The following is a 20,558-nucleotide window of genomic DNA, read 5'->3' on the forward strand; positions in this document are numbered from 1 at the left end:
CGAAGGACGCAGCCGCGGAAGTCACGGGGTCCAGGTTAGCGCGCGCCTTGATCGTTGAGCCTTTTTACCGTGGTCTCAGAGGCCGACCCCGGCCTGCCAGAGCAGGTGGGCCATGCCGTGCACGAGGTGCAGCGCGCAGCGCCGGGCATCGACCTCGGCCATGGTCTGGACGATGGCCGGAGCGTCGACGGGCCACACGTGGGGCTCGCGGCCGAGCACGGTCAGCGGTGCCGGGTCGTCCCGGCCCTCGAAGGTGCGTCCGCCGGGCTCGACGAACAGGTGTAGCGACCGGCCGGGGGCAGGGAAGCTCTCACACCGCCAGTAGAGCAGCGGCCAGGCGTGCAGCCGCTCGCGACGCAGCAGCGGCCGCCGGTGATCGTGCGGGCCACCCGCGCCCCGCACGCCCCGCCGGTCCGCGGACGGACCATCCTCGGCCTCCACGGCGTCCTCACCGTGATCGTCCTCATCGTGACGACCGCGACGCCCGCCGCGAACGCGGCGATCGCCGTGGCCCTCGTCGAAGCCGGCCCCGGCCCCGGGGGTCCGGATCGATCCCGGCCGGCCCGAGCCGGCGCCGCTGACGCCGGCGTCCCAGCCGCGGTCCGCCCGCCGCCCGTTCGCGCGCACCGTCACCGGGGGCGTCAGATTCTCCGCCGCGCAGAAGGAGAGGAACTCCGTGATCTGCGCCTGGACGTGTTCGGCGATGGCCGCCGCCCGTTCCAGACGCAGCGCCTCGGCGCGTTTCGAGCTGCGGATCGCGTGGCTTCCGCGCAGCAGGACATCGGTCAGGGTCTCCGGGAGCGCCTCCCCGGTCGGGGAGAAGCCGACCGGCCAGGTCGCCGGGTCGATTCCGCGTCCAAGCGGATGATCCGGCCGGACCGTCGGCGACCAGCGGGCCGGGCTGGGCTGACGCGGCGCGGTCGCCCTCGTCGTGTCGAGCTCGGTCGACGCCGACGCCGACGCCGACGCCGACGCCGATGTCGACGCGGGCGTCGGCACCGGCTGGGTCGGCCCGCTGTCGCGCGCGTCGGCGCGGTCGTCGTCCCAGGAGGGGTGCGGCGGTAGCCCCGCCATCGTCATCACCCCCGGTCGTCGCCAACTGTGACGACGTCAGCCTGGGCCGTAACTCTGTGTAGCGCAACCCGAGGCCGTTGTCGGCGCGTGGGGGATCACCGCGCCGAATCGGGGCGTCGTGCGCCAGTGTGGCGCGACAGCGTGATCAGAGCAGTTCGTTGATCACCAGGGTCTGTGCCCGGCCGGGACCGACACCCACAGCCGACACCGGGGCTCCGGACATCTCCTCGATCGTCGCCACGTACGCCCGGGCGGCGTCCGGGAGGTCGGCGAAGTCCGTCACACCGGAGATGTCCTCATGCCAGCCGGGGAGCTCTTCGTAGATCGGCTTCGCGTGGTGGAAGTCCGTCTGCGTCATCGGCATCTCGTCGGTCCGCCTGCCGTTGATCTCGTAGCCGACGCAGACCGGCACGGTGTCGAAGCCCGAAAGCACGTCGAGCTTTGTCAGGAACAGATCGGTGAGCCCGTTGACCCGTACGGCGTAGCGGGCGATCACCGCGTCGAACCAGCCGGTGCGCCGCGCCCGGCCGGTCGTCACGCCGAACTCGCCACCGATCCGGCGGAGCTCCTCACCGACCTTGTCGTCGAGCTCGGTGGGGAAGGGCCCCGAACCCACCCGGGTGGTGTACGCCTTGATGATCCCGACGACCCGGCTGATCCTGGTCGGACCGATCCCCGCCCCGGTCGCCGCGTAGCCGGCCGTCGGGTTGGAGGAGGTCACAAACGGATACGTGCCGTGGTCGACGTCGAGCAGCGTGCCCTGCGATCCCTCGAGAAGCACGACCTTGCCGTCGCGCAGCGCCGTGTCCAGCAGGAGACCGGTGTCGGCGATGTGCGGCGTCAGCCGCCGCGCGTAGGCCGCGTACTCCTCGACCACCTCGTCGACATCGATCCGGCGCCGGTTGTAGACCTTCGTCAGGACCTGGTTCTTCTCCCGCAGCGCCAGCTCCAGCTTCTGCCGGAAGATGCCCGGGTCGAGCAGGTCCTGGACACGGATGCCGGTGCGGGCGACCTTGTCCCCGTAGGCGGGGCCGATGCCGCGGCCGGTCGTACCGATCCGCGCCTTGCCGAGGTATCGCTCGGTGACGCGGTCGAGCGCCCGGTGGTGCGGCATGATCAGATGTGCGTCCGCGCTGATCAGCAGCCGGGAGACGTCGACCCCCCGAGCCTGCAGCCCGTCCATCTCGGACAGCAGCACGCCCGGGTCGATGACGACACCGTTCCCGATGACCGGGACGCAGTCGGCTCGCAGAACTCCGGAGGGGATCAGGTGCAGAGCGTAGCTCTCCGCACCGATCACCACCGTGTGGCCGGCGTTGTTACCTCCCTGGTACCGAACGACGTAGTCGACGGCGCCGCCCAGGAGGTCGGTCGCCTTTCCTTTTCCTTCGTCGCCCCACTGGGCGCCGATGAGGACTAGAGCAGGCACCGGGCGAGGTTACTAGGGATATCGCCCTGTCGGGACCCGATCGGCCTCGACAGGGAAAAGCTCGCTGCGTTATGCCATCTCATGACTACTATGCGAGGTCGAGTTCACGGAGTGCGACCGGATCGCTGTCGGCGAGAAACTCGCGGCACCTGGTCGCCTCCGCGTCCTCGCCGATCTCCGCCGCAGCCCGCGACAGTGCGGCCAGCGCGCGCAGGAAGCCGCGGTTCGGCTCATGAGACCACGGAATGGGCCCGTGGCCCTTCCATCCGGACCGCCGGAGCTGATCGAGGCCCCGGTGATAGCCGGTACGCGCGTAGGCGTAGGCCGCCACCGGCTGACCCGCGCCGAGCGCCTCCTCCGCGAGGATCGCCCAGCCGAGGCAGGCAGCGGGGAAACGGGCCGCGACGGACTCCGCGCCCGCACCCGAGGTCATCGCCTCCACCACAGCGGCGTCGGATGGAAGCAGCGTCGGCGGCGGACCCGACAGCAGGTTCTGGTTCGCGGGCGGTGTCGTCATGGGCACATCCTGCCTGACCGGCGTCACGCCCGGCGCCGGGCGGGCCCACCGGCTGACTGCTGGTCCCGCCGCGGCCCACATGCCAACCAGGCATACGACGACCTGCCAAACTGGCATGAGGCACCCGGAGCCAGGTCAGCTGGTGACGGTGGCGCTCCACAGGTTCTGCCCGACCACGCCGGGCTGCCCGTCGCTGATCCGCGTCAGGTATGAGTAGAGCGCGGCGACGCCCTGGGACTCCTGGCCGAACTTGCCGTCGACCGTCAGCACGAACTTGCGCTCGCGCATCTCGGCCTGCCACACGAACGCGTCGGCGCGTACCTCGTCGCCCATGCCGACGTTCAGCGCTTCACCGCCGAAGTTGGTGCCGACCTGGCTGCGTGCGCGTTCGAGGGTCATGGGGGGCTCGGCCGGGGTGAGGGCCTGCTCGACGGCATCGCCGATGGTGCCCGAGGATTCCGGGGCCGGGCCGTTGCGCGTCAGGCCGAGCTTGTTGCTGCAGGCCGGCCACGGTGACCAGCCACGCGAGTCATACAGCTTGTAGGCGGCATCGTCCTGCATCGCCGGCGGAGCCTGGTCGGGTCGACCGGGGTAGCCGAGGCCTGTCCAGGTGCGCTGGTCGAACTGGTAGGCGCCGTAGAAGCCGTTGCCCGTGTTGATGGCGTAGTTGCCGCCGGACTCGCACTGGCGTAGCCGGGCGAAATCATCCGCCGTCGCGGCGCCGGCAGGGGCCGCGGTGACGGCGAGCCCCGTTCCGACCAGGGCCGTGACGGCCCCGGTGGTCCGCAGGACACGGGTGGCGGTGGACGGCGGCTGCGCCGCGCGGTGCCTGCCACCACGACCGGTCGAACGGACGGGATCACGATCATGCGACCGCATCAGGTGTCCTTCCCGTCGCCTGCGGGGTGAGCTGTCGGGTTCGGGCTGGAAGCTGCCCGGTCGGCGTACCAGGACCCGGCCCGTCCTCGCGGACCGGTGTGTCCCGGCTGTATCGGTACGCCGGCTTAACCCCTAGGACGCAACGAATGCGCCCGGATGGTGGGTCCCCCACTCCTGCCCTGTGTCGTCCGCTCCAGTACCGGCCGAGTGGACGGGGGCAGGATTCGGCGTCCGTCCACACGACCTCGCCCCGGGGGGAGGCGAGTGGGCGGAACTGTAGCGAGATCTACCTACATGACGCAAATCCCGCTGGCCAGGGCGGGATCGGAAAGGACCATATCGGAGTCACCCGAACGGGCCAATTGACGGATGGGTGGAGGAGATGGTCATCACACCCGAACCGCGCCACATTACCGTCCCCTCGACATCTCGGACGCACCGGGGGTCCGTCATGCGGCTGGCGCCCCTGCCGGCTTCAGGCCGGGACGGTCCATGACCCGAGGAAGGTCCATGACCGGCGATGCCCGCTCGGCGGCCCAGGCCTGGGCGCCCGGGGACACGGGGCGGCGCCAGGGAGGGTCGGCGGCGGGCGGTGGGGGGCCGGCGACGGCGCCGGCCACCGGCAGCTGGAGAGCGCCGACGCCACGCCCGCCTACCGGGATCGCCGGTGTGGGGCGGGTACCGATCTGGCCATGACCGGTGCGGTGAGGTGGCGTCGTCGAGGGAGGTCGTTCGGCGCGGCCGTGGAGGGAATGCGCGCCGAACGCATCCCGCGGGTGATCGAGATGATCGGCGGGAAGGCCGCGACGCCCGGACACCTGCCCCGAGGCCGGTACCGCTCCGGCGGTGGGGCTGTCCGGGTCCTGCGACACGCGGACCGTTGGGGCGCTCCGCGTTGCGTCCCGCGCGCCACGGCTGGGTCAGCGCCGGGCGGGCGGGCCGTCGCACGTCACGGCGACTGGATGAGACGCCTTCCGGGCTTGACGGACCGGGAGGAACGTCCCGTCGGGCGAGGTGCTCGACAACTCGGATGTGGACAACTCAGATGTGGATCAGGTGTGGACAACCGCGCTGGGACGGTGCAGCCACGGTCGGGTGGTTCCTGGGGCTCCTGGCATCACCGCGCCCGACCGGGACGGAGCGGGCGGGTGCGGTGAGCCTCCCCGGCGCGCGTCCGCGCTTTCGGGGCTGGGAGGAGGGAGGGACGAGGATCCGGTCGGACGGCCGTGAAGGCCCGCTCTCGCCGGAGCGGGAACGCAGTCGGTGGGCCGACCGTTGTCAGGCGAGGACGGCATGCACGCCCTCGACCGACTCCCGGTTCGCGGCGGGGTCCCTGTCAGCGTTGAGCCTTTTCCATCGTCGGCTCCGACCTGCGGTATCTCCGGTCGTGCACCATGAGATGGGAAGGCTCGTCGATCCGGTCCGGGCGGGGGCTTTCCCCGTGCAGCCGGGAGGGTTCGGCTGTGGAAGGCAGGTTGCCCTCACGGGGTGCTGGCTGTCGGTGCCGCGCGCTGGGGCCCGCGAATGAGCGGGCGGGCAGGCAGGCGACCGAGTGCTCCGCCGGGGCGGGCAGGCGTCAGCCGAAGGTGGCCGCCCAGGTCTGCGGGCCGAGGACGCCATCGACGATGAGGCCGCGCGCCGTCTGGAAGTCCCTGGCCGCGGCTGCGGACTTCGGCCCGTAGCAGCCGTCGACGGCGAGGGAGTAGCCGAGGGAGTTCATCTTTTCCTGCCAGGTCTTGATTTCGTCAGTGACCTGGTTGTGTACCGACGCGAAGTAGTTGCGCGTCAGAGGGGGCACACCCGTGGTGGCGACGGGCTGCGCGACCAGACTGGTGCGCTCGGCCGTACGGGAGGCCTGGCTGCCTGACCCCGACGACGACGCGCCGGGTGAGAGCTGGTCGCCGCCCATTCCGCTCCCGCACACCGGCCACTGGCCGAATCCGGAGCGGAGCGCGAGCTTCAGCGCCGCCTCGTCCTGCAGGGCGGGTGGAGCGGTGTGTGGAAGGCCAGAGTACCCCAGACTCTGCCAGGTCCCGGCGGAGAACTGGTAAGCGCCATAGTAGCCGTTACCGGTGTTCGTCGTGTAGTTGCCGCCGGACTCGCATTGCCGCAGACCTTCCCAGGTCGTTGCGGCATTCGCCGGTTGGCTGATGGCGATTGTGCCTCCGACCGTCGCGACAAGGACGGATACGGGGACGAGGGTGCGGGCCCGGCTGCGGGTACTGCTGCGGCGTTGTCGGCCACTGGTACGTGCGTCGGACATGCGTGAGTTTTCCTTCCCCACGCCTGCGAGGTGAGCTGTCGGGTTCGGGCAGGGAACAAGCCCGGCCGCATGTCAGGAACTCCCAAATCCTGTGCCTTCGACAGCAAGGAAGACGGTTCCTCATTGCTGTCAACGGCCCTGCGGCTTCACCCCAAGGCCACCAGGTTCGGTGGCCGGGTATTGGTTCCCCCGCTCCTGCCATCGGGTTTTTGTTTCCGGCGGATGGGGGCAGGGATTCGGCGTGCACCCGTCGGGTGCCCGGCCTGTCTCCGGGCACGGCGAAGACCATAACCACAACGTCGGGCGAGGCGACAAGGATTGAATGGTCGACGTGAAGAAGAGCACACTCCCGCGCGCCTTCTTGAGATTGGCTGTGGGCCCTGGTATCGCGCGCGCACGCGCGCTCATTAACTTGGTGGGCGTTTCGTGGTGGAGGGTTCGGGCCGACTGATCACGCTCGCGAAAGATCACCGGTATTGCCTGCGGTGCGAGCTATTCGCCGGAATCGGAGCCAAGGCTACCGCTCACTGCGGATCTCGTCACTAACGAGGGTAAAAATTTATATTCTTGTACCGATGGGGGTTCGGGCGTCGCGTCATGTGAGATACGCAATCGTAACTATGAGTTAACGTAAGTGTATCTTTCGTCGCCGACGAGCCTGTCGGGGGGTCGGATCGAGGGCTCGGAGCGCCGCACCGCCGAGGCCTGGAGTGATCTTGTGGGGGTGCGTGCAGACTCGGGCGTCATCGTCGCTGTGGCACCCATGGTGCCTCTCGGTGTCTCTCTGGTAGCCGATGGTCACATCGGTGGCAATGTGGCGAATGGCCGGGCCCGTGGCGACCGGTCCGGCCAGCCCGCTGTGGACGGCGGCGCGAACTATGTCCCCGCGCTTCGGTGCGGGACGGGTCGGGAGAGCCTGCAGCGAGCCGGACGTTTCCCGGTCTGTCTGGACGAGGCCGGAGATTCCGGATGGCGGGCCCGCTGCCGCGGTGGTGCGTTCCGTCCACCGATTCGCTGCTTGGCGCTGATCCCTCACTGCCGTGCGAGCCCGTGGGTGGCCGAATCGGCCGAAGAGGCCACATGGCAGCCCACGCGAGGCTTTGCCCAGGCGTGGGCGGCCTTGGCATCGAGGTGTGGTCTGAGCAGGTCGTCGGGCCGCGTCTACTTCCGCGCGGGATCGGACCACTGTGGCCCTGAGGGTGTCCTGGCTCGGTATGGCGGGCGATGTGCCGTCGCCAGGCCGCACGATCTTCGTGGGGTTCTTCCGGGTGCTTGACGTCCCGGATCGCGGCCGGGCGCGGGCTGGTCACCCGCTGGAGACCTGTGAGTGAAATAGATCACACACTGCTGCCGGCCGGTCGTCCGGACGGGTGAACGTCAGCGGCCGGGCGTTGGCGGTTGAGATCACGTGCGGGCGTGGCGGGGGTGCTGGGCGGCCGGGGCGGGCCGTCGTACTGCCCGCGGCGACAGGGAGCCGGAGCAGTGGGAAAGGAGATGCCGGGAGCAGCGGGAGAAGGAGATAAGGAGAGGGAGATGGGAGACAAGGAGGAGAAGGAGGAGATGGAGGAGATGGAGACAGGGAGCGGGCGACGGGCCGCGGGGGAGCGGTGCGCCAGGAGCCGCGGGGAGCGGAGAGGCCAGGAGCCGGAGCCAGGCATGGGCGCGGCCGCGATCGGTGAGCCTTCTCGATCTCACGTTGTCGGGCGCTGTGGCCCACAGGCCAGAGCCGACGATGGAAAAGGCTCGGTCGGCGCGCACGCGGACGATGCACCGGGCGGCATCAGGCGAGCGGCATCAGGCGAGCGGAGTGCTCCCGGGAACGTGGGCGCCCCCGGGAGCATGAACGGACTACTGAGGTCCCTGCCGGACCAGCGTGGCCCGGCTCAGATGTCGGGCAACGGACCGGGCAGAGCCCGGATGACGTCGGTCAGACGCCGATCGAACGGCCCGCGGACCGCAGGTCAGAACAGGCCTGGGCGACTCGTGCCGCCATCGAGGTCTCCGCGGCCTTCCCGTAGGTGCGCGGGTCGTAGGCCTTCTTGACCCCGACCTCGCCGTCCACCTTCAGGACCCCGTCGTAGTTCCGGAACACGTGGTCCACGATGGGGCGGGTGAAGGCGTACTGGGTGTCGGTGTCGACGTTCATCTTGATGACACCGTAGTCGAGCGTTTCGCGGATCTCGGAGAGGTCCGAGCCGCTGCCGCCGTGGAAGACGAGGTTGAACGGCTTGGCGTCGGCACCGAGGCCGAGCTTCTCGGCCACATGCTGCTGGCCCTCGCGAAGGATCGCAGGCCGTAGCTGGACATTGCCGGGCTTGTACACGCCGTGAACGTTGCCGAACGTCGCGGCCAGCATGTAAGCCCCCTTCTCCCCGGTTCCGAGCACCTCGGCGGTGCGGAACATATCGCCGGGAGTGGTGTAGAGCTTCTCATCGATCGCGCCGACGACGCCGTCCTCCTCGCCGCCCACGACGCCGATTTCGACCTCCAGCACGATACGTGCGGCCCGACAGTCGGCGAGCAGCTCGTCCGCAATCTTGAGGTTTTCCTCGAGCTCTACCGCGGAGCCGTCCCACATATGGGACTGGAAAAGCGGATCCCGCCCCTGCGAAACTCGCTCACGAGAGATCGCGATAAGTGGGCGAATGTAGGTGTCGAGCTTGTCGGCCGGGCAGTGATCCGTGTGCAGCGCGATGTTTACCGGATATGCTTTGGCGACGTGGTGCGCGTACTCTGCGAGTGCCTCGGCCCCGAGCACCATGTTCTTGATGGTCGTGCCTGAAAGGAACTCGGCGCCGCCGGTTGAGACCTGGACGATTCCGTCACTGCCGGCCTCCGCGAAGCCCCGCAGCGCCGCGTTGAGGGTCTGCGACGAGGTCACGTTGATGGCGGGGTAGGCGTAGGCGTTCGACTTCGCCTGGCTGAGCATCTCGGCGTAGACGTCTGGGCTGGCGATGGGCATCGGTGGAGCTCCTCGAAAGGTCTAGGGGCGCCCGACCGCCCGGTGGCACCAAGCCACCGCGGGCCGTGGCGCCGGACGCGCCGCCGAACCCGCCACCACCCCCCGGAGATCCCGGGGCGCGGTTGCGCCCGACGCGTGCCGACGGCAGGTGTTGGCCGAAGGGTATGACGTCACCCGGCTCGGACGGGTGTGGTTCCACGTGACATCGCCGGAAGCTGGTCGGATGTCTCATCCTGATCGCGCTCCGGCGGCAGACTGGCCTCGTGGACATCGAAGACCTCTCTGGGATGACCCTCTACGCCATCCTCTTCGCGGTGATTTTCGTGGAGAGTGGGGTCCTGGTCGGCTTCTGGCTCCCCGGCGACACCGTGCTGTTCGGTGCGGGTCTGGTCGCAGCCGACCCGTCAGCCGACGTCTCGATCCTCGTACTCGCGCTCGGTGTGCCGGTGGCGGCGAGCCTCGGCGCCGTTGTCGGGTATGCGACCGGCCGTCATCTCGGCCGCCCCTACCTCGAACGCCGCCATGCGGGAGCGCTGGTTCGAACGGAGGACTTCTACCAGCGCTTCGGCGCGGCCACACTGATCGCGGCTCGGTTCGTGCCCTGGGCGCGGACGTTCGCCCCGGTCCTGGCCGGCGCGGTGTCGATGCCCAGGCACCGGTTCGGCGCGGCAGTGATCGCCGGGGCTGTCATCTGGGGAACCGGCCTGGTCCTGCTCGGCTATGCGGCCTCAGCCGTTCCCGGCCTGCGCGATGCCGCGGTCTGGATCGGGGTTGTGGTGATCGTGGTGTCCGTGCTCGCCGGGGCGGGGGGCGAGCTCATGCGCAGGCGGGTGGCCCGCTCACGGAGCGTGGAGGACCCCGCGGGTACGAGTGCGGGCTGATCCGCTCCCGTACCCCGCGTCGTCCCAAGCGCGCTGCCGCATTGGGTGTCCGTTGCTCGTTCTGTCGTGATCAGGTCCGTACGGTTACTGATCGTGGGCTTCGTCGGGCAAACGTGTGGTCGTATGAGCGATCACACCGAAGTGCCGATCACACCGAAGTGCCGATCACGCCGCGGCTGGAATGCGCGCGGAACCTCCTGAACGCGCGGGTACGGGCCGGTCGGATTCCGGCCGGCCGGGCCGGTCGCGCCCGGTTGGTGGACCCCGATCCCGCGGCGGACGGGTACGGAGGCCTTCCTGCCGGCCTTTGATCGTGTTCGTGGTCCTGCTGGGTCTGGCGGCGGTCTCCGGTGTGGGTGTGCCGAGCATCGGCGTTGCTTCGGTGGCGTTGCCGGCTTCGAGCGCCGAGGCGGCCAGCGCCGCGATGTCGGATCGTGGCGGTCAGCTTTCCGCCGATCACGCGCGTGTCGCGGCCGGTGTGGACACCGCGCCCGCGGGTGCGTCGAGGAGCCGCCTGCCCGCCGTGGTGATCCCCAGGGCGGCTCCGCGTCCGGTGGACGCACGCCGCACGGCGGACCCACCGACTGCGAGGCGGGCGGCGACTGCGCCGTCGGCGCGGGCGCTCGCGCACCCTGTGGTCGTCAGCCGTGGTGACGGCGAGATCCATGAGGGCACGGACGATGACGCCAGGGGGATCTCCGGGCCCGGTGGCAGTTCAGCGCAACCTGGCAGTTCGCCACAACCCGGTGGCACCCGGCCGAACGGTGGCCAGCCCGGTCGCACTGCGTCCGGTGCGACCGGCACCGACGCGGACGGATCGGGCGACGTCGAGTCCGGGCAGTCCGGGCAGTCCGGGCAGCCCGGGCAGGTCGGTAGGCGACCGGTTGCCGCCGGTCAGGCCGCCGCAGGTGGGCCGGAGCTGCCCGGTGTCCCAACGACGGTCAACGGCCCGGCAACGGTCAACGGCCCGGTAGCGGTCGCTGGGCCGGAGCCGGCCGCCAGCGCGGGACCCGCAGGCCCCGCGCAGTCCGGTCCGGACAGCGTTACGGTCGCTTCCCGGCCGGAACCAGCGCCGGCTCAGCAGCCTTCCGCATCCGCCACCGGCGCCGAGCCCGCGACGGGCGCCGAGCCCGCCACCGGCACAGCGGCCGACTCAGGCACAGCAGCCGTCGGCCCAGACGCAGCCGTCGGCTCAGGCACCGGCGCGGCCACCGGCACCACGCCTGCCGCCGGCACGGCTACCGCTGCGGGCGTCGAGCCCGCCGCCGTGGCTACCGCCTCCGGCGCTGCCGCTGACAACAGTGCCGCGCTCATCGCGCAGGTCATCGCGCTCACCAACGATCAGCGCGCCGCGGTCGGATGCCTGCCGCTGGCGATCGACTCCCGCCTCAGTGCCTCGGCGCAGGCCCACAGCGACGACATGGCGAGCCACAACTACTTCAGCCACACCGGGTTGGACGGGAAGTCACCGTTCGACCGGATCACGGCCGCCGGCTACGACTTCTCGGTCGCGGCAGAGAACATCGCGGCCGGTCAGCGGGCCCCGGCAGCCGTGGTCGCCGACTGGATGGCCAGCCCGGAGCACCGGGCGAACATCGTGGACTGTGAGCTCACCCAGATCGGGGTCGGGTACGCGACCGGTGGTGACTACGGCACCTACTGGGTCGAGAACTTCGGCACCGGTGCATGAGAGCTGCTGGGCAGCATCACACATGCGGCACACGCTGCCTCGCTTCTCGGTGAGGCACCGCGAATCTGACCGGCCGGCGCCGGCGACCCGCCAAGTCCCTCTGAAGATCTGGCGATTCTGCTCGTTCGGGAGTCTGTCGCAGATGGCGCCGATCAAGAGCGCTGGTCGGTGGGCGGGGAGGTTCGCACTCCACGAACGCTGCCGGACCTCCGCCTCCGAGTGTCCGCTAGCCTGGCGGCCCGGTTTGGCGAGTCGCAAGAGTGAACGATTTTGGTCGGTGCAACGACCAAAATCCTTCTTTCTTGCGGGTGGCCAGGCGGCGTCGCGCCCATTTTGCCCCTTTTGAGGAACTATCGGTGCTGCGTGGCGGTGCGGGATCATCGATGGGTGGATGTGCGGGTGGGGTTCGCATCCCATGGGCATGGCTCCGCAAAGCCCATGCTGGTGGCCCGGCATCCGCCGCGCCCCAGGACTCTGCCACGGGCTCTCCGGCTCCGGCGACCACGAACCCCTCAGATCCTGGCGGCGGCGGCAGCAGCGGCAGCGGCGGCGGCGGCAGCGGCAGCCCGGCCGGGGCGGCAAGTCCGCTCGCACCCGCCACCTTTGTGGACGTCCCATCTGTCCGGCGGCGAGCTGTCGGACGTACCGGGTACGATCTCTCGCCACCGACCCAAGGTCGGGCGGATCTCGTCCGGCGAGGTCGGCACCAGTAGATCACGTATTCTCTGGTCCAAAACGGACCGGTGTGTCGGATTCCGTCCGTCGGCACGCGCGGAGCGCGGACCAGCCGAGCGGATCGGGCAGCGGGTGGGAGGGCGATTGGCTCGGTCGGTGGTCACCGGCGCGGCCGGATTCCTCGGTGGCGCTGTGGCGCAGGAGCTCCGCCAGCGGGGCGACGAGGTGGTCGCGCTCGACGTTCGGCGTGGGCCCGGTATCACGCAGGCCGATGTGACGACCGCTGGCGACTGGGAGAAGGCGCTCGACGGTGCGGACCTGCTCGTCCACGCCGCCGCGGTGGGCATGGGCGGGGTCGGCGAGCTCACGCCGGTGCGGGCGGGCCGGGTGACACCGCCGAGCCGTGTCACCACCGCGCAGATGCGCAAGGTGCTGCTCGGCGGCACCGCGACGGTGCTGGACGCCGCCCAGCGAGCCGGTGTGGGCCGGGTGATCCACCTGTCCTGCGTGAGCGCGCTGGGTGGCGACACGCCGATGCTCGCCGACGAGTCCGCGCCGGTAGGTCTCACCGGCGAGCCACGTGCGGACGCGATCGCCGCGGCCGAGCAGACGGCGAACGCCGCCGCGGCGCACGGAGCGCCCGTCACCGTGCTGCGGATCGCGGACGCCTACGGCCCCCGTGCCGGGCGTTGGACGCTGTGGCCGGTGCTGCTGATGCGCGCCGGGCGGTTCGTGCTCGTCGACGGCGGCGGAGGCCGGCTCAGCCCCGTCCATGTCGACGATGTGGTCGCGGCGGTGACGGCGGTGGCCGCCGCTCCCGTCGATGTGGTCGCCGGCCGGGTGCTCCATGTGACCGGTCCCGAGGCGACGACCGGCGCCGACTTCTTCGGCCGCTATGCGGCGCTGGCGGAGGTCAGGCCGCCGAGATCGGTCCCCGCACGGCTGTGCGAGGTCGTTGACGCGGTTGATCGGCTGCCCGGCCGGTCTCGGTCGGCGTCAGGCCGCCGCCCCGGGCTGCTTCGCGGGCTTGGCGCCAAGCTCGTCGTGAACGTGGATCCGCGGGTGCGGGTGGATCTGGGCCCGCTGACCATCCAGGATCTGACCAGGACCGGAACGGTGTCCGGGCGCCGCATCGCCGAGCTCGTCGGCTGGGAGCCCCGGGTCGACCTCGATGAGGGGATGCGCCGGACCGGCGCCTGGCTGCGTGACCGGGGTTTGCTCGGCGTCACGGAGCCGGCGCGTCGTGGGTGAGGGCCCCACCCTCACCACAGCGCGGATGCGCGCACTTCCACTCACGGTCTGGAACGTCGGTTTCGTGGCCGAGGAACTCGCCCAGGCGATGGTCCTGGCCGCCCGAGGCCGGCCGGTGCGGCTTGCGGCCGGCGAGCTCTTCGGCGGTGCGCTCGACTCCGCGCCCGCGGCAGCGGATTCCGCGGCCACGGATCCGACCGGAATGCGCAGGGAGCTGAGGCGGCGAGTCAGCGCCGGCACCGGGATCCTCACCTGGGTGTTGCGCGGTCAGGACGGCGTGGCGCTGGGGCTGTTGGCCGCGGACACGCATCGCGCCCGCGCGGTGGTCGGCGTTCGGGTGAGCAACCCGTATCGGCGTGATGGTTTCGGCGGTGAGGCGGTCCAGGCGCTCTCGAGCTGGCTGGAATATCGGGGCCTGCTGGTCGGGAGCCGGATCGGGGTCGGCGACGTGGTCGGCAAGCGCCTGGCCCAGACGACGGCCTTCGTGCCGACCGGAGTACTGCTCACCGAACGCCGGAGATTGTGGATTCGGCCGCCCCTGTGATCACTCGGGGTGGCGCCGCAGTGCGTCGGTTGTCCGCTCGATGATCTGTTACGCAACGTTAGCATTGCCGGAACTGTTGGGCTGCTGGTGCTGAAGTGTGGCCCTTCGTGTGGGCTGCCCGTGGTGGGGCTGGAGGTGACGGGAGACGGAACGCCGCCGCCCGCGCAGTCCGGCCCCGACACCCCCCGAACGTGCCATTGGTGCTGGTCAAGGGCTTCCCCTTCACCTGCCAAGGGTGGTATTCGTGAAGACCCCTCAGGGGCGGGGTGTCGGCGATCCGACAAAGTTTCTTCGTGGTTTCGTGGACAGCCCGGCTCGGTCGGACACGCCGACGCCACGAGCCCCCTGTTCAGAACGTGACGTCCTGGGGCACCATAGGAGCTGATGTCGCCACCGGTAGTCGGTCGCCCAACGGTCGGCCGGTCCGGTTGAGGCATCCGCGACGAGTGGGGCCGTCGTGGCTCGGAAGGGGAACTCGCACCTTCGCGTCACCTGCGTCTGGAGGTCTGCACGATGAGCGTGGATGCCCGTAGGGAGGTTCCGGCCGGAACCCGACCGAGCGAGGTCACGTACGACCATCTGATCATTCCTCCGCACTGGCGCCGGCCGGCGGGTTCGGCTCCCGGGGCACCCAACACGCTTTTCCCGCGTGGCGAGCAGACAACCGCGCCGCCGCCCGGGCCCGCCGTGACAGGTGCGTCGCCGATCAACCCGGTCACCGGGCCGATGACGGGCCCGCTGCTCGTCGGCACCACCGCACGTGCGTTCGCCAAGCTGGACGATCTCGTGCGGCTCAGCGAGAACGATCGTGCGGTGATCGACGAACGGCGGGCCGAGGCGGAGCGGGCCCTGCGGTCGATCTTCCCGCCGCGCTGTGCCCTTCCGCTCGTGGGCGTGGCCACCATCGGTTCCGCCGGGCGCGACACGATGATCCGCCCGCTCGACGAGGTGGACATCTTCGTGGTCTTCAGCGCCGCGAACAGCGCCTGGAAGCGTTTCCGCTGGGATTCACGCGATCTTCTCGTCTGCGTCCGGAACGCTATCGGTGGCGACCGGGTGCAGACGATCGGCACCCGTGGGCAGGCCCTGCGCATCGTGTACGACGCCGCGCCCGACGTCCATCTGGTGCCTGCCTTCGACCACCCCCGTGCCGGCTACGTGATCCCGGACAGGGTCGGCGGCTGGTTGCCGACGCGCCCGGAGCGCCATGCCAGCTGGACGATGGACCTCGGGCCCCGGGTGATCTCAGCGGTCCGGTTGCTCAAGGCGTGGAACCGGGTCTGCGGGAGCCACCTGCGGTCGTTCCACATCGAGGCGCTCGCCGGGCAGGTGCTCGCCGGCCGTGGGCTCAACACCCGCCAGGGCCTCGCCGAGGTCTTCCGGTACATGGACGAGATCGGCCTCGCCGTCGGCGATCCGTCCGACATCCGGGGTGACCTCTCCAGCTACCTTCGTCGGGACGATCTCGACGACCTGGCGGTGTTTGTTCGGCAGGCGCGTGACTTCTCGGCCCGCGCGGTCGCGGCCGAGCGGGCCGGCAGGCACGAGGAGGCTGTGAGCCTGTGGGGAACCATCTTCGGGCCGGAGTTCCCGACCTTCGGGTGACATCTCACCGAGCCTGCCGAGGTCCTGTTCGCTATTGAGCCTTTTCCGGCTCACAGCCGTCACCGAACGCCGCGAGTCCGGGTCGACGATGGAAAAGGCTCATTCTCCGGGCGTGGTCTGCTCCGGCCCGAGCCGGGAGCGTTCCGCCTGTTCGGCGGCAAGCTGGCACGCCTCCCGCGCGTCCCGTAGACGTGCCTGGATTCGCACCGGGCCGCCGGTGGAGTCCAGGTGGACGTCCGCGAGGCCCAGCAGACGGGGCAGCGGTCGCGCGACCAGCTGAATGCTCTGAACCTTGTTGTGCGGGATGATGTCGGTCCGTTGCCAGAGGCGTCCGGAGCGAGTGACGAAAACCTGGTCGTCGTGGCCGCAACGGAGCTGGCGCCAGCGGAACGGCGCCAGCAGCCGAGCACGGCCCGGTGGCGGCAGCAGCTGGACGTCCGCCAGGTTCACACCGGGCAGCAGGCGTTCGACCAGCATCACCGCCTGGGCCCGGGGCGCCACCGGCAACAAGGTGCTTCGCGCGTCGCCAGCGACGTTTACCTGGACCTCCACCCAGTCCGGCCAGCGCCACAGCGGTGAGCTGTGCAGCCGGATCGCCTGCACCCGACCATGCGGAACGGTGTGATGAGCGCGATCGAGCAGGCCGCCTCGAATACGCAGACCGTCCGGCGATTCCGACACGGTGAACAGGTAGCCGCTCGCGAAACGACGGAAGGACGTACGCCAGACACCGACGAGCGCGGGCGTGACCGCCACGAAGCCGGCGAGGGTTCCCGTGAACAGTGCCGGCGTGACAAGCAGTACGGCGGCGGCGAGGGCCAGCCACGGTCCGGGAGAAAGCGCGATGGACGCGGCCAACCGTCGCGGCGGGACGATGGTGAGCGGGCGTTCGGGCGCCTCGCCCGCCTCGGGGGCGATTCCGGCGGCGCGGGCGAGCAGCTCGGCCCGCAACGTCCTCGCCCGGTCCAGCGACAGGTAGCTCAGGCTGGTGACCGATTCCTCGTCTCCGTCGTGCGCGCCACCGAGATCCAGCCGCAGCGCGGCGAGCCCGGTCGCGCGGGCGATCAACGACTGGGTGATCTCCACCGACTGGATGCGGTCGAGACGCACGTCGCGGAAACGTTTGACGAGAAGGCCGGTTTCCAGCCGGATGCTGTCGGCCCCGACCCGGAAGCGGGTGAACCGCCAGGCGCAGTATCCGTAGGCGGCGGCCGAGGGAAGCAGGACCGCGAGAGTGGCCAGCACGCCATGCGTGCTCAGTTCGTCGGCGAAGTTCCTCAGCACGCTCGCCGCGACGGCCGCGACCAACAGCCAGCCCCGCAGGAGCGGTGTCAGGGGGTGCAGGTGCTGATACCCGTCACCCTGGCTGGCGGACGGGCCGGTGGCGTGGTTCGGGTCGGCGGCGTGGTCCGAACCTGCTGTGGTCAAAGCCCGGCTGCCCGGGAGCGGCCGCGCGCGGCCAGTGAGTCCCGTAGCCTCGCCGCCTCGCCCGGCCCCAGCCCGGGGATGACCGCGTCCGTCGTGGCTGCGGCGGTGTGCAGGCGTACCTGGGCCACCCCGAACCGGCGAGAAAGCGGGCCGGAGGTGACATCCACCAGCTGCATCCGGCCGTAGGGGACCACGACCAGCCTGCGGACCAGCACGCCGTGCTGGATGAGCAGGTCGTCGTCGCGTTCGGCGTAGCGCCAGGCCGCCCACGCCCGGCCGATGGACCGCCAGGCCAGGGCGGCCGCCGCAAGCGGGACGAACCCGACGAGAAGGCCCGGAAAACCCAGGAGGCCGCCACCGGCGAGCGCGGCGAAAACGCTGAGCGGGAGCGCGACGGCGGCGAGCAGCAGGCGGCGTAGTCGCCGGAGCTGGGGTGACAGTCCAGACCAGCATTCCGGTGGAACCCGCCAGATGTCCGCCATCGCTGCGCTGTCCGGGGCAGGGCGCGCAGCGGTGTGCATGTGGCAACCATAAGGTCTGCACGCCGGGCTTCCAGCTCATTTTCGCAGTGGTAGTCACCGTGTGGCCGGCATTGACCAATCTGACTACGGATTGGCCGGAACGAAACCTGCGCGCATGGTCTGTTTGTGTGCGTTCAGTAAGCCTTTTCCATCTCACGGTGCACGGTCGAGGACGCCGCCGGTCCGAGTCGGGGGCCGGTCCGAGTCGGCACGAAAACGAGGCTCAGTCGTCTCGGCCGGTCCTCGCCGGCGCCCCGTCCTGGGAACGCCGGCGGCCGTGCTCGGGCGGCGCCGGGGCGTTGTGGTGACGGTGGTCGCTCTGGAGGTCGTCGCCTTGAACGTGGTCGCCCTGAAGGTGGTCGTGCTGGAGGTCGCCGCCTTGAACGTGGTCGCCCTGAAGGTCGTCGTGCTGGAGGTCGTCGCCCTGAACGGCGTCGTGACGAGGGCTGTCGTGCGCAAGCAGGTGGACTTCGGTGAGCATGTCGTCCACAGCCACGGAGCCGGTGGGGGCCGGGTGGACGTCACCGGCCGCGCGGGGTGCCGCGGCGAGGGCCGGGTGGCTCGGCCACCACACGGCGGGGCCCACGTCCAGGGCGAGCGCCGGCACCAGCACCGAGCGGACGACGAGCGTGTCGAGCAGAACCCCGAAAGACACCAGAAAGCCGACCGCGGCGAGCTGAACCAGAGGGAAGATCATAAGTACCGCGAAGGTGGCGGCAAGAACGACTCCTGCCGAGGTAATCACCCCGCCGGTTACCGCCAGTCCGCGGCGGACGCCAGCGGCGTGCCCGATCTGCCCCGCCTCTTCCCTCACCCGGGTCATCAGGAAGATGTTGTAGTCGACGCCGAGCGCCACCAGGAAGATGAAACCGACCAGCGGGAGCGCCGGGTCGATGCCCGGGAAATGGAAGAGGTAGCGGAACGCCAAAGCGCTCGCGCCAAGAGCGGCGAAGAACGACAGCACAACCGTGGCCATGAGCAGGACCGGTGCCACGATCGCTCGCAGCAGCAGCCCGAGGATCAGCAGCACCACCAGGAGGACGACCGGGATGATCACGCCGCGGTCGCGGATCGCGGCATCGCGCACGTCGAGGTTCACCGCGGTGTTCCCGCCGACCAGGGCGTCGGCGCCGGGTACCGCATGGACCGCGGTGCGGAGAGCCTCCACGGAGTGGAACGAGTCGGTGCTGTCGGGTGGCGAGTCGAGCACCACCAGAAACTGCACCAGCTCGGACGTCCGACCGCTTTCAGTCGCTCCCACCACTCCGGGCGTCGCGCGGACCGCGGCGGCCACCTCGTCCGCGTGAGCCGCGTTCGCGACGACGAACGTGGGTGCTGTGACGCCCGGGGGGAAGCTCTGCTCGGCGAGGTGCTGACCCTTGACGGATTCCACCTCGTTGCGGAAGGCCTGGTCCTGGCGGAGCACGCCGGGAAGCACGCTCATGCCGATGACCAGCGCGCCCAGGACAGCCGCCGTCGCCAGCCAGATGCGGCGCGGGTGCCGGGCGATCGCGGCGCCGGTCCTGGCCCAGAAACCGGTTCGCTCGATCTGTTCGATGTGCTCGGGCTTGCCCAGCTCCGGTACGAACGGCCAGAACAGACGCCGACCGCCGACCACCATCGCCGCCGGGAGCAGCGTCAGCATGGTCACCACCGCGACGAGGATCCCGAGCGCGCAGACCGGACCGAGCCCGCGGTGCGAGTTCAACGTGCCGAGCAGCAGACAGAGCATGCCGATGATCACGGTTCCGGCGGAGGCCAGAATCGCCGGCCCGGCCCGGTGCAGCGCTATCCGCATGGCGGCGGCGGGCTCGGCGTATCTGGTCAGTTCCTCTCGATATCGCGCGATGAGCAGCAGCGCGTAGTCGGTGCCCGCGCCGAAGACGAGTACCCGCAGCATGCCCGAGCTCTGGCCGTTGACCGTGAGATCGGCGTGTTTGGCCAGCAGGTAGATCAGGCCGGCGGCCATCTGGTCGGCGATGCCGACCGAAAGCAACGGCACGATCCAGAGGAACGGGCTGCGATAGACCACGAGCAGAATCACAGCCACGATGGACGCGGTGACGAGCAGCAGCGCGTCCTCAATTTTCGAGAACACGTCGTAGGTGTCGGCGAGGAGGCCGGCCGGGCCCGTGACGGCGATGGTGAGGCCGGGGTTCCCCGCGGCGGTGCGCTCGGCGATCTCCCGCATCTTCTGGACGTTTGCGGTGAAGCGGTCGGCGTCCTTGTCCTGCGGCATCGGGACTGTGATCAGTGCTGCCCGCCGATCACCTGACGGAATGACCGCGGGTAGTTGGGTCGTCGCGAACCCCCGCAACTCCGTGCGCAGGGCGTCGGCGGCGGCCAGATCTTGGTCGGTCAGCGTGGTGTCCCGGTGCAGAACGACCACCGCAGGTACGGAGTCTCCGCCGGGAAGTTTTTTCTGCGCTTCCAGCAGACGGGTCGACTCGGCATCCTTGGGAAGGAATGCGGAGGCATTGTTGGTCTGCGCCTCGGTGAGCTTGAAGGCGAGCGGACTGATTGCTATGCCGGCCAGCAGCCAGCACGCGACGATCAGCCAGGGGAACAGCCGCGTTGAACGCGCGGCGGCGCGACGCGGCCGGATCATGCGGTGCCCTCTCCTTCGGTCTCCTCGCCGATGCTGCCAGCTCGGAGCGTCTCGCGCGCGTCGCGTTCGATGATCTGTTCGCGCGATCAGGGGGAAGCGGCGGCCGACTGTGACGGAATGTGCGCAGGTGATGGCCGGATGTGGTGGAGGGGTCGTAATTAGCTGACAATCTGCGCTCCGTCAAGGGCGGTACCGGGTTCCTGATCCGGCGGACCGCTGTCCCGACAACGA

The 20,558-nt window shown here is 70.1% G+C and carries 14 protein-coding genes and 2 riboswitches; of the genes, 5 read left to right on the top strand and 9 right to left on the bottom strand.

All coding sequences use genetic code 11. The annotated features are described in order from the left end of the window. Nucleotides 1-75 precede the first annotated feature (75 nt). The 6 genes from ACG83_RS26565 to fbaA all read right to left on the bottom strand — a co-directional run bounded on the left by ACG83_RS26565 (nt 76) and on the right by fbaA (nt 9,124). A complete protein-coding gene (locus tag ACG83_RS26565) occupies nt 76-1,074 on the bottom strand; it encodes a hypothetical protein (protein WP_054569169.1) in 999 nt (332 codons plus the stop codon). A 145-nt stretch (nt 1,075-1,219) separates the two neighbouring features. Continuing rightward, on the bottom strand, nt 1,220-2,503 hold the full coding sequence (locus ACG83_RS26570) for an adenylosuccinate synthase (protein WP_054568957.1): 1,284 nt from the start codon (nt 2,501-2,503) through the stop codon (nt 1,220-1,222). Between the two features lie 88 nt (nt 2,504-2,591). Next, the gene (locus ACG83_RS26575; protein WP_054568958.1) at nt 2,592-3,020 is read right to left on the bottom strand and encodes a DUF3151 domain-containing protein; all 429 of its coding nucleotides are present in this window, start codon (nt 3,018-3,020) and stop codon (nt 2,592-2,594) included. Between the two features lie 135 nt (nt 3,021-3,155). After that, nucleotides 3,156-3,899, bottom strand: coding sequence for a transglycosylase family protein (locus ACG83_RS26580; RefSeq protein ID WP_054568959.1), 744 nt, complete (start codon nt 3,897-3,899; stop codon nt 3,156-3,158). 1 nt (nt 3,900) lies between these two features. Continuing rightward, nucleotides 3,901-4,139, bottom strand: a riboswitch (cyclic di-AMP (ydaO/yuaA leader). A 1,336-nt stretch (nt 4,140-5,475) separates the two neighbouring features. Continuing rightward, complete coding sequence (locus ACG83_RS26590; protein WP_054568961.1) at nt 5,476-6,162, bottom strand: transglycosylase family protein; 687 nt, start codon at nt 6,160-6,162, stop codon at nt 5,476-5,478. 6 nt (nt 6,163-6,168) lie between these two features. Then, a riboswitch (cyclic di-AMP (ydaO/yuaA leader) is annotated at nt 6,169-6,414 on the bottom strand. Nucleotides 6,415-8,089: 1,675 nt separating this feature from the next. Next, a complete protein-coding gene (gene fbaA, locus ACG83_RS26595) occupies nt 8,090-9,124 on the bottom strand; it encodes a class II fructose-bisphosphate aldolase (RefSeq protein ID WP_054568962.1) in 1,035 nt (344 codons plus the stop codon). A 287-nt stretch (nt 9,125-9,411) separates the two neighbouring features. Here fbaA and ACG83_RS26600 point away from each other — a divergent pair, with 287 nt between their 5' ends. The 5 genes from ACG83_RS26600 (at nt 9,412) to ACG83_RS26620 (ending at nt 15,770) form a co-directional block, all read left to right on the top strand. Further along, nucleotides 9,412-10,005: a DedA family protein gene (locus ACG83_RS26600; protein WP_347280133.1), complete on the top strand. Its 594-nt coding sequence runs from the start codon at nt 9,412-9,414 to the stop codon at nt 10,003-10,005. A gap of 319 nt (nt 10,006-10,324) precedes the next feature. Then, the gene (locus ACG83_RS47005) at nt 10,325-11,695 is read left to right on the top strand and encodes a CAP domain-containing protein (protein ID WP_235498194.1); all 1,371 of its coding nucleotides are present in this window, start codon (nt 10,325-10,327) and stop codon (nt 11,693-11,695) included. A gap of 819 nt (nt 11,696-12,514) precedes the next feature. Next, on the top strand, nt 12,515-13,621 hold the full coding sequence (locus ACG83_RS26610; protein ID WP_054568965.1) for an NAD(P)-dependent oxidoreductase: 1,107 nt from the start codon (nt 12,515-12,517) through the stop codon (nt 13,619-13,621). After that, nucleotides 13,614-14,165 carry a hypothetical protein gene (locus tag ACG83_RS26615; RefSeq protein WP_054568966.1) on the top strand — a complete coding sequence of 184 codons (552 nt, stop codon included), beginning with the start codon at nt 13,614-13,616 and terminating at the stop codon, nt 14,163-14,165. The genes ACG83_RS26610 and ACG83_RS26615 overlap by 8 nt, the downstream gene beginning before the upstream one ends. Before the next feature lie 513 nt (nt 14,166-14,678). Then, nucleotides 14,679-15,770 carry a nucleotidyltransferase gene (locus ACG83_RS26620; RefSeq protein ID WP_054568967.1) on the top strand — a complete coding sequence of 364 codons (1,092 nt, stop codon included), beginning with the start codon at nt 14,679-14,681 and terminating at the stop codon, nt 15,768-15,770. A gap of 99 nt (nt 15,771-15,869) precedes the next feature. Here the strand turns inward: ACG83_RS26620 and ACG83_RS26625 are convergent, their stop codons facing one another. The 3 genes from ACG83_RS26625 to ACG83_RS26635 all read right to left on the bottom strand — a co-directional run bounded on the left by ACG83_RS26625 (nt 15,870) and on the right by ACG83_RS26635 (nt 20,327). After that, complete coding sequence (locus ACG83_RS26625; RefSeq protein ID WP_054568968.1) at nt 15,870-17,198, bottom strand: PH domain-containing protein; 1,329 nt, start codon at nt 17,196-17,198, stop codon at nt 15,870-15,872. Next, entirely contained in the window at nt 17,195-17,719 is a 525-nt protein-coding gene (locus tag ACG83_RS26630; protein WP_054568969.1) for a PH domain-containing protein, read from the bottom strand. Before ACG83_RS26630 ends, ACG83_RS26625 begins: the two co-directional genes overlap by 4 nt. Before the next feature lie 223 nt (nt 17,720-17,942). Beyond that, nucleotides 17,943-20,327: an MMPL family transporter gene (locus ACG83_RS26635; protein WP_054568970.1), complete on the bottom strand. Its 2,385-nt coding sequence runs from the start codon at nt 20,325-20,327 to the stop codon at nt 17,943-17,945. Nucleotides 20,328-20,558: the final 231 nt, after the last annotated feature.

It is taken from the genome of Frankia sp. R43, from assembly GCF_001306465.1.
Classification (GTDB): Bacteria; Actinomycetota; Actinomycetes; order Frankiales; family Frankiaceae; genus Parafrankia; species Parafrankia irregularis.

Excerpts from the sequence above, each read along its gene's own strand:
- ACG83_RS26580 (WP_054568959.1), bottom strand. The coding sequence starts at position 3,899 with ATGCGGTCGCATGATCGTGATCCCGTCCGTTCGACCGGTCGTGGTGGC.
- ACG83_RS26620 (WP_054568967.1), top strand. The coding sequence starts at position 14,679 with ATGAGCGTGGATGCCCGTAGGGAGGTTCCGGCCGGAACCCGACCGAGC.
- ACG83_RS26575 (WP_054568958.1), bottom strand. The coding sequence starts at position 3,020 with ATGACGACACCGCCCGCGAACCAGAACCTGCTGTCGGGTCCGCCGCCG.
- ACG83_RS26590 (WP_054568961.1), bottom strand. The coding sequence starts at position 6,162 with ATGTCCGACGCACGTACCAGTGGCCGACAACGCCGCAGCAGTACCCGC.
- ACG83_RS26635 (WP_054568970.1), bottom strand. The coding sequence starts at position 20,327 with ATGATCCGGCCGCGTCGCGCCGCCGCGCGTTCAACGCGGCTGTTCCCC.
- ACG83_RS26600 (WP_347280133.1), top strand. The coding sequence starts at position 9,412 with ATGACCCTCTACGCCATCCTCTTCGCGGTGATTTTCGTGGAGAGTGGG.
- fbaA (WP_054568962.1), bottom strand. The coding sequence starts at position 9,124 with ATGCCCATCGCCAGCCCAGACGTCTACGCCGAGATGCTCAGCCAGGCG.
- ACG83_RS26630 (WP_054568969.1), bottom strand. The coding sequence starts at position 17,719 with ATGCACACCGCTGCGCGCCCTGCCCCGGACAGCGCAGCGATGGCGGAC.
- ACG83_RS26565 (WP_054569169.1), bottom strand. The coding sequence starts at position 1,074 with ATGGCGGGGCTACCGCCGCACCCCTCCTGGGACGACGACCGCGCCGAC.